Annotated in this window: 8 protein-coding genes; 6 read left to right on the top strand and 2 right to left on the bottom strand. The window is 62.2% G+C overall.

Annotated elements, in window-relative coordinates:
- The 3 genes from ACCQ08_RS22070 to ACCQ08_RS22060 all read left to right on the top strand — a co-directional run.
- A partial coding sequence (locus ACCQ08_RS22070) for a hypothetical protein (protein WP_373451003.1) occupies positions 1-377 on the top strand: 377 nt, incomplete at its 5' end.
- Positions 374-1,006 (top strand): glycoside hydrolase family protein, encoded by a 633-nt coding sequence (locus ACCQ08_RS22065; RefSeq protein ID WP_373451002.1) that lies wholly within the window; start codon positions 374-376, stop codon positions 1,004-1,006. The genes ACCQ08_RS22070 and ACCQ08_RS22065, both read left to right, overlap by 4 nt.
- Positions 1,003-1,542 carry a hypothetical protein gene (locus ACCQ08_RS22060; protein ID WP_373451001.1) on the top strand — a complete coding sequence of 180 codons (540 nt, stop codon included), beginning with the start codon at positions 1,003-1,005 and terminating at the stop codon, positions 1,540-1,542. The genes ACCQ08_RS22065 and ACCQ08_RS22060 overlap by 4 nt, the downstream gene beginning before the upstream one ends.
- A gap of 50 nt (positions 1,543-1,592) precedes the next feature.
- Here the strand turns inward: ACCQ08_RS22060 and ACCQ08_RS22055 are convergent, their stop codons facing one another.
- Positions 1,593-2,534, bottom strand: a complete 942-nt coding sequence (locus ACCQ08_RS22055; protein ID WP_373451000.1) for a tyrosine-type recombinase/integrase — start codon at positions 2,532-2,534, stop codon at positions 1,593-1,595.
- 71 nt (positions 2,535-2,605) lie between these two features.
- Between ACCQ08_RS22055 and ACCQ08_RS22050 the strand changes: the two genes are divergently transcribed.
- From ACCQ08_RS22050 to ACCQ08_RS22040, 3 genes are read left to right on the top strand one after another with little or no spacing between them, the layout of a single operon-like run.
- On the top strand, positions 2,606-2,974 hold the full coding sequence (locus tag ACCQ08_RS22050; protein ID WP_373450999.1) for a hypothetical protein: 369 nt from the start codon (positions 2,606-2,608) through the stop codon (positions 2,972-2,974).
- 60 nt (positions 2,975-3,034) lie between these two features.
- Positions 3,035-4,522, top strand: coding sequence for a circularly permuted type 2 ATP-grasp protein (locus ACCQ08_RS22045; protein ID WP_239809013.1), 1,488 nt, complete (start codon positions 3,035-3,037; stop codon positions 4,520-4,522).
- Between the two features lie 56 nt (positions 4,523-4,578).
- Entirely contained in the window at positions 4,579-5,553 is a 975-nt protein-coding gene (locus ACCQ08_RS22040) for an alpha-E domain-containing protein (protein ID WP_239809012.1), read from the top strand.
- Positions 5,554-5,662: 109 nt separating this feature from the next.
- On the opposite strand, the gene ACCQ08_RS22035 is transcribed toward ACCQ08_RS22040, so the two are convergent.
- Positions 5,663-7,861, bottom strand: coding sequence for a TonB-dependent siderophore receptor (locus ACCQ08_RS22035; protein ID WP_373450998.1), 2,199 nt, complete (start codon positions 7,859-7,861; stop codon positions 5,663-5,665).
- Positions 7,862-8,185 lie beyond the last annotated feature (324 nt).

Below are 8,185 nucleotides of genomic sequence, written 5' to 3'. Positions count from 1 at the left end.
GAGACCTTGTAACCCTCGCCACAACACACAACACAACCCGCTTCGGCGGGTTTTCATATTTAAGGGGCCAGAGGATGAGCAATTCAATGGAAAGCGCAGGAATCGTCGCCGGGAAAACAGCAGTTTATGGAGGGGCAGCTACTGCAGTTGCCAGCGGAATGTCTCTGTCTGAAATGGGTATTGTGGTCGGCGCCGTTGTGGGCCTATTGGGTCTGATCTTCGGCCAGTATTGGGCTTGGCGCCGGGATGAGCGACAGCGCGCCGAAGTGATCGAGAGAAAGGCAGAGCGAGAACTGCGCATGTCTTTGATGCGCGCATCTGGTCGGCCGATCTACCACCAAGATACCGACCTCGGGAAGTTGGAGGCGGAGCAATGAGCAAGATCCCAGACGCGCTGCGTTCTGGCCTGATGGCCCTGGCCATCCTGACTGCAGGAGCCGGCGGCTACGTGGTCGCAGAGCGCGACAAGATCGCCGCCCAGGCCATGGCCGAGCAAAACCAGTACATCCAGGCTGTGGCCGCTGATGCCGGCACATCCCAGGCGGTCAAGATCGCCATGGTGATGGGCAGCTACTACGAGAGCAGCTACCGCCACATTGGCACACCCTACGTTGACAAGCTGGGCAAGGGCCAGCCGCTGACCGTCTGCAACGGCATCACGGGCCGCGCCGTGGTGGCTGGCCGGTACTACACGCCGGCCGACTGCTACGCGCTCGAACGCAGCCGCTACCTGGCAGCCGAGCGCACTGCCATGGGTATGTTCCGTCTCTGGACCACCTACACCCCGCTTCAGCAAGCAGTGTTCATCGACTTCATCCACAACAAGGGGGAGGGTGCGCTGTACACCTCGACCTTACTGCGCATGGCCAATGCCGGTGATGTGGTGGGCGCATGCCGCGAGAACCCGCGCTGGAATCGCGGCACGGTCAATGGGGTATCTGTGGTGCTGCCAGGCCTGCAGATCCGCGGCGATGCCAACGGCGAGATCTGCGAGGCCGGCTTATGACCCTGCAGATCAAACTCATCCTGGCCGCCGTCATAGCTGCACTGGCCTTCTCCACAGGATGGGTGGTCAAAGGCTGGCTGGCCAGCAAGACCATCGCCGAGCTGCGCACTGAGCAGGCCCAGGGCGCGGCCACCCGCGCCAAAGCCGCCCGCACCGATGAAACCCAAACCGCCATCAAGGAGAGCAAGCATGCCGAAGACACGATCTACAACGCCGACCGACTGGCGAACCTCAAAACTGGCATTGCTGTGGATGTGCGCGCTGAGCTTGCCCGCGCTGAGCGCCTGCACCGTGACACCGACAGCCGAGCCGCCACTTATCGTGCGCAAGCCCAAGCCGACGCCGCTGCCCGCAGCGATCTTGCAGATAAAGCCGCAGCCCTCGACCGCCAGCTTGCAGAAGGCCTCGGCGTGGTCGCAAGCCTCGGAGGCGACCTTAAGCGACGGGATGCCGAAGTAGCCGCGCTGTGCGACCAAGTGAACATCGAGCGCCGGCTGAGCGGTGACAACAGCGACCAGGCCTGCAGCCAGAAATAGAAAGAGCCTCCCCGGCGCCATCGCGGCACTGGGGAGGCTATTTTTTTGTTTCAGATTCTTGCGGCTATGTCTTCTATCGACTCGCGATAGTAGGTTTCCATCAGAATTTTTAGGTTCTTGTGTCTACTGATCCTGGCAAGCGTCATTACATCGACTCGTCTAGATAGCCATGTGAGGGCGCTGGCTCTACTGTCATGAAACGTAAGGTCTTCAATCAGTAGCTCTCGTGTAAGCCTTGAGAACATCGCGCTTGCGTGGTCAGGGCTTATTGTGAACGGCTGATACAGCTTGAAAAGAGCCGCGCCTTTTCGGGCCAAAGGGACTTTAACTGGTGCCGACGCCTTGCCGCTGTTCTTATCCCTTTCGAGGATTGCAACCCGGCCAACTACCTTTGCTGCCAATATCTCGTTGAGACGCATCCCGGTGTGCAGGGCGATGTGGAAAGCGTGGACTACTTCAAGCATCCTCCCTTCGCGCTGGGAGCGAAGTACGCGCTTAATTAGCTGCCATTCCCAAAGCTGATGGCGAGCGGGGTTGTGCTCTGGCATTCGCACCCCTTCGCAAGGATTGCTGGAAAGCACTTTCCATTCGATTGTTGCCGTTCTGAAGAGGCTGCGGAGTATGCTGAATTGTCGGATGACTGTGGAGCCGCTAACGTGCCTCTGCCGTTCGTCCCGCCACTCTCCGAGCCTGATTGAGGTGATTTGCACAAGTGGAGTGTTTGGGCCGAAGAACTCCAGCATCTCGGCAATCCGGCTTCTCTCCCAATCCATAGCGCTAGCAGCTTTCTCGGGGACTACGGTAGCCAGATACTTTTCTGCAGCTTGGCCGAAGGTCATGCCCTCAGACCCATTGGCGGCATCAAGCTGGGCCTCTGTCTCTAGCGCCCACTTTTGTGCATCGCGCTTTGTCTCGAAGACCTTGCTTTTACGTTCGCCATGCTTCTGGACTTCGGCTCGCCATCCGTTGCGGAATTTTCTGATGTATGCCATGTGCGGGACTGGGTGCGGGATTAATGCGGGGAGCTACTTATTTTTAGATTGTCGCTCATTGGGCGTTCAGTATGGAAAACGACACTATTTCCATTGGATTCCACCCTGTGAGGCCGCACCATGGCAGCAATACCTCGTCCACGCAGCCGCTGCTGGCGGCGGTGCGGCCGCGCTGGGTGGTGGCGCAGACGGGCTACCGCAACCGCTTCAGGCACCCGGCGGCCGCGGTGCGGCAGCGTTACCGGCAGATGCAGATAGTGCTGCGCAACACCGTGCATTGCGGTGCCGCATACTGGCGTTCGGACCAGCCGGAGACACTGGTATGCGAGCGGCAAAAACGGCCCCGCTATTGGCGCCACGAGGCTGCCGAACTGGGCCCAACGCGTAGGACATTGGATATAAACAAAACAAATCAGCCCCTAATTCTTGATGAAGGTTAGTACTTATCTTTGGGTGGCCTGAAACTTGCTAAGCTGCTGGTGCCAGAAAGGGATTCTGCGATGCAAAAGTTCGACGAGATGTACCAGGGCCTGCCTTATGCAGCAGGTGCCGAAAGAGCGCACTACCAAAGCTATGCCAAATGGCTGCAGCAGCAGCCTTTTGAGAAGATGCAGGCCTTGCGGGAGGAGGCCGAACTGATATTCCGCCGCGTGGGGATCACCTTCGCGGTCTACGGAGAAAAGGACGAAGATGGCTCGGGCACCGAACGCCTGATTCCGTTTGACCTGATCCCGCGCATCATCCCCTCGCACGAGTGGTCACAGATGCAAAAGGGCCTGGTGCAGCGCGTTGCCGCCCTCAACCGCTTCATCCACGATGTCTACCATGACCAGGAAATTCTGAAAGCCGGCATCATTCCGCGCGATCTGGTGCTGGAGAACAGCCAGTACCGGCCCGAGATGCGGGGCGTGCATGTGCCGCTCGACACCTATGCGCACATCGCAGGCATCGATATCGTGCGTGCGGCCGAGGCCGACGGCAGCGGCACCTACTATGTGCTCGAAGACAACCTGCGGGTGCCGTCCGGCGTGTCATACATGCTGGAAAACCGCCGCATGATGATGCGCCTCTTCCCCGGCCTGTTCAGCAGCCACGCAGTGGCCCCGGTGGCCCATTACCCGGATCTGCTGCTGGACACCTTGCGTGCCAGCGCCCCCAACCAAGCGGCCAACAACCCGACCGTGGTAGTGCTGACACCGGGCATGTACAACAGCGCCTATTTTGAGCATGCCTTCCTCGCCCAGCAGATGGGCGTGGAGTTGGTCGAAGGCCAGGACCTGCTGGTGCGCGATGACATCGTGTACATGCGCACCACACAGGGCCTGCAGCGCGTGGATGTGATCTACCGCCGGGTCGATGACGACTTTCTCGATCCCCAGGTCTTCCGCCCCAATTCCACCCTGGGTTGTGCCGGCCTGATGCGCGCCTACCGCAAGGGGAATGTGGCCATCTGCAATGCGGTGGGCACCGGCGTGGCCGATGACAAATCGGTCTACCCCTATGTGCCGGCGATGATCCGCTTCTACCTCGGAGAAGAAGCGATCCTGAAGAACGTGCCGACCTGGATGTGCCGCAAGCCCGATGACCTGGCCTATGTGCTGGACCACCTCGACGAGCTGGTGGTCAAGGAAGTGCATGGCGCCGGCGGCTACGGCATGCTGATCGGCCCCGCCTCCACCCGCGCCGAGATCGAGGCCTTCCGCGCCGTGCTCAAGGCCAAGCCCAATGGCTATATTGCCCAGCCGACCTTGAGCCTGTCGAGCAGCCCCACCTATGTCGAAAGCGGCATCGCGCCGCGCCATATCGATCTGCGGCCCTTTGTGCTCAGTGGCAAGGATGTGCAGATGGTGCCCGGCGGCCTCACGCGCGTGGCGCTCAAGGATGGCTCGCTGGTGGTCAACTCCTCGCAAGGCGGTGGCACCAAGGACACCTGGGTGCTGCGTGGCCCGGAGGACGATTACAGCGAATGGGATGGGATGCAGCAGTGAGCTCCCGGAGCTTCCTGATTGAAAACCCTCCATCTGCCTAGCGAAAGAATGTCACTATGTTGAGCCGAACCGCCGACCACCTCTACTGGATGTCCCGCTACACCGAGCGGGCGGAAAACACTGCCCGCATGCTCAATGTGAGCTACGAGACCTCGATGCTGCCGCAGACCGTCTCTGCGGCGACCAAGGCCTGGCAAAGCGTGCTGTCCATCAGCGAGCTGCTGCCTGCCTATTATGAGCGCCATGACGAGATCACCCTCGATGGGGTGCTGCACTTCATGGTGCGCGACGAGACCAACACCTCGTCGATCTACAGCTGCCTGCTGGCCGCGCGCGAGAATGCGCGTGCCGTGCGCGGCGCGCTGACCACCGAAGCCTGGGAGACCCTGAACGCGACCTGGCTCGATGTGAACCGCTTGTTCAAGGCCAAGAAGTTCGAGAACGACCCGGCCAAGTTTTTCGAATGGGTGAAGCTGCGCTCGCACCTGTCGCGCGGCGTCGTGTCGGGCACGATGCTGCAGGACGATGCGTTTCTGTTCCTGCGCCTGGGCACCTTCATCGAGCGGGCCGACAACACCGCCCGCCTGCTGGATGTGCGCTTCCATGCGGTCAAGAATGACTACCATGGCTCCTACCAGCCGGGCAAAGGCAGCCAGCCGTCGGACTTCTACCACTGGAGCGCGATCTTGCGCAGCGTCTCGGCCTTTGAGGTCTACCGCAAGGTCTACCGCAATGTGATCACGCCCGAGCGCGTGGCCGAGATGCTGATCCTGCGACGCGACATGCCGCGCTCGCTGCATGCCAGCATGTACGAGGTGGTGCAGATTCTGGAGGCCGTTGCCAACGACCATTCGGCCGAAACCCAGCGCCAGGCCGGTCTGCTGCTGGCCGAGCTGCAATACGGCCGCATCGATGAGCTGCTGGCCACCGGCCTGCATGCCTTCCTGGTGCGCTTTCTGGAGCGGGTGCATGCGCTGGGTGGCCGTATCGGGCAGGATTTTCTGGCGACCACGGAGCCGGTGGCTGCCTGATTTTTCGGCGGGCCCACAAGGCAAAAGGCTGCGGTTGTCACCGCAGCCTTTTTTTTTCCGCTCTCTGGCGGGCATTCCGCAGCCCGCGATCCGAGCTGACCGGTGGCGATCAGTAGCGGTAGGTCGCGGTCAGCAGAAAGTTGCGGCGCTCGCCGTAGAAGCAATCCCCGCGTGACAGGCACTGCGTGATCACGACCTTGTCGGTGAGGTTGTTGGCATGGAAGGCCAGACGCCAGTCACCGCTGTCGTAGGCCACCATGGCATCGGTCAGCAGCGACGAGGGCGTGTCGATGGCGCTGGTGCCCGACCACTGCGAGCCGGTGTAGCGCATGCCGGCGCCGACGCTCCAGCCGCCGCGCCCCTGGCTGGCAAAGCGGTGCATCAGCCAGCTCGATGCCATATGGCGAGAGACGGCGGCCACGCGCTGGCCCTGGTCGCCCGCATTGCTGCGGCTGATCTTGGCGTCGGTATAGGCATAGGCGACGGTCCAGTCCCAGCTTTTGGCCAGGCTGGCGGTCATCTCGGCTTCAAAGCCCTGGGTTTTGACCTCGCCCAGCTGCAGGCTGTTGAGCGGGTTGGCCGGGTCATTGGTCTTGCGGTTTTGCTCACGCAGGCTGTAGACGGCCGCATAGCCGGAGATGCCCTTGCCTTCGGGGATCCATTTCACACCCGCCTCCACCTGCTTGCCACGCTGCGGCTTGTAGGGCGTGCCGTAAAAGTCCACGCCGCCCAGCGGCTGGAAGGACTCGGTATAGCTGACGTAAGGCGCCCAGCCGCCACCGGCCTGGTAGGTCAGGCCGACGCGCTTGGTCCAGGCCGAATCATCGGCAGCGGCTGCGGGCCGGCCTTCGGTCTCTGTCTTGGCATGGTCGCGGCGCAGGCCGGCCGTGGCCGTCCAGTCGCCCCAGCGCAGCTGGTCCTGCAGGTAAAAACCGAGCTGGCGCTGCGAGACATTGGGCGCCTCCACCAACTGCGATGCCGTGGGCGGCGTGAACGAGCCGTAGACGGGGTTGTAGACATCGAGCGGTGTGCCCAGCGCGCGCCAGCTCGCCTGGCTTGTGGTATTGCGCTGCCAGTCCATGCCGGCCAGCACGGTGTGCTGCACATCGCCAGTCTGCAGCTTGCCTTCCAGCTGGGTATCGACCAGCAGCATGCGGCCGCCGTTGATCTGCCAGACGGCATCGCGCTGCACGGTGCGGCCATCGGCATCGAACACCGGGCGGGCCGGGCGGCCGGTGGCGGCGTTGGCGGCAAAGCTGGTGTAGAGCGTGCGGTAGTCCACCTCGCTGGTGGTGCGGCGCAGGTTCTGGCGCAAGGTCCAGTGGTCGTTCAACTGGTGGCTGAACAGGTAGCCGAAGGACTTGTTCTCGGAGTCGTACTTGTCAAAGCTCGGCTCGCTGATGAAAGTGTTGGTGGGAATCTGGCCGTAGGGGCCGGGCAGGCGCGTGCCCTGCCAGGGGAAGAACTGGGTGATCGAGCCGCTCTTGTCCTTGTGGTACATGGCCTGCAGGGTCAGCGAGGTACCGGCAAAGGGCTTGAAAGTCAGGGACGGTGCAATCACCAGGCGGTCGTCCTTGACATGGTCGACCTGGGTGTTGCTGTCCCGGCCCACGGCCACCAGGCGGTAGAGCCAGCGGCCGTCTTCGTCGATGGGGCCGGTGATGTCGCTGGCAATCTGCTTGCGGCTATGGCTGCCCAGCTGCAGCTGCACTTCGCGCTGGGGCTGGTCCAGCGGGCGCTTGCTGGTCAGGTTGAGCACGCCGCCCACGCTGCCCTGGCCATAGAGCACCGACGAAGGGCCACGCAGAAACTCAACCCGCTCCAAGGTGTAGGGCTCGACCTTGATGTTGTTGTAGGTGCCGTAAGTGCGCAGCAGCCCATCCTGGTACTGGCTGACATCGCCGCCCCGGGCCTTGAAGCTGTCGACCCGGTTGTCGAAATAGCTGGAGTTGATGCCCGCCGCGTAGCGCGTGGTTTCGCGCAGCGTTGTCACACCCTGGGCGTCGATCTGGTCGCGGGTCACGACGCTGATGGCCTGTGGTGTCTCGATCAGCGGGGTATCGGTCTTGGTGGCGGAGATGGCACGTTTGGCAACAAAGCCCTTGACCGGGCCGGTGGCTGTTTCGGCCTCTGTGGCGCCCTGCACGGTAATGGGCGCCAACGTGGTTTCCGCAGCGGCTGCCGGTGCGGGCTGGTCGGTTTGCGCCAGCGCGTTGCTGCCCCAGCAGGCCAGGGCGGCCCACAGGGCCGTGTGCAATGCGGTATGCAGCGCACGCGGCGCGGCAGCGGAGATCAGGGTGTCAGACATGGTGAGCGGGTGTTGAACGCGGAAAAACAGGGGCGCCGACGAGGACGGCGCGAGGGCTGACCGGGTCCGGCCACTGCGATGCGGGTAGGCTGCGCGGTAGATGCAAGGGCATCCAACGCAAGCCGGTGCGGCCTGGTGGACCGCAAGGCGAAGGGATGGGCAGGCACGCAGCATGGCAGTGAGGGGGTGACCCGGGGCGCTGGCTGGCACCGGTGAACAAACGATGCTGGCGTGCGAAAAAAGATGAAGGCGCAGTGTAATTGAAGTTGTGAATGATTATTGTTTAACCTTCTATCGAACCAGGTTTGTGCGGCAGATACAACA

It is taken from the genome of Comamonas sp. SY3 (assembly GCF_041730275.1).
GTDB lineage: Bacteria > Pseudomonadota > Gammaproteobacteria > Burkholderiales > Burkholderiaceae_C > Comamonas > Comamonas sediminis.
This window is presented reverse-complemented; position numbering and strand designations above follow the sequence as displayed.

Bases quoted from the DNA above. Each gene is read 5' to 3' on its own strand.
- ACCQ08_RS22055 (WP_373451000.1), bottom strand. From the start codon at position 2,534: ATGGCATACATCAGAAAATTCCGCAACGGATGGCGAGCCGAAGTCCAG.
- ACCQ08_RS22065 (WP_373451002.1), top strand. From the start codon at position 374: ATGAGCAAGATCCCAGACGCGCTGCGTTCTGGCCTGATGGCCCTGGCC.
- ACCQ08_RS22035 (WP_373450998.1), bottom strand. From the start codon at position 7,861: ATGTCTGACACCCTGATCTCCGCTGCCGCGCCGCGTGCGCTGCATACC.
- ACCQ08_RS22040 (WP_239809012.1), top strand. From the start codon at position 4,579: ATGTTGAGCCGAACCGCCGACCACCTCTACTGGATGTCCCGCTACACC.
- ACCQ08_RS22060 (WP_373451001.1), top strand. From the start codon at position 1,003: ATGACCCTGCAGATCAAACTCATCCTGGCCGCCGTCATAGCTGCACTG.
- ACCQ08_RS22050 (WP_373450999.1), top strand. From the start codon at position 2,606: ATGGAAAACGACACTATTTCCATTGGATTCCACCCTGTGAGGCCGCAC.
- ACCQ08_RS22045 (WP_239809013.1), top strand. From the start codon at position 3,035: ATGCAAAAGTTCGACGAGATGTACCAGGGCCTGCCTTATGCAGCAGGT.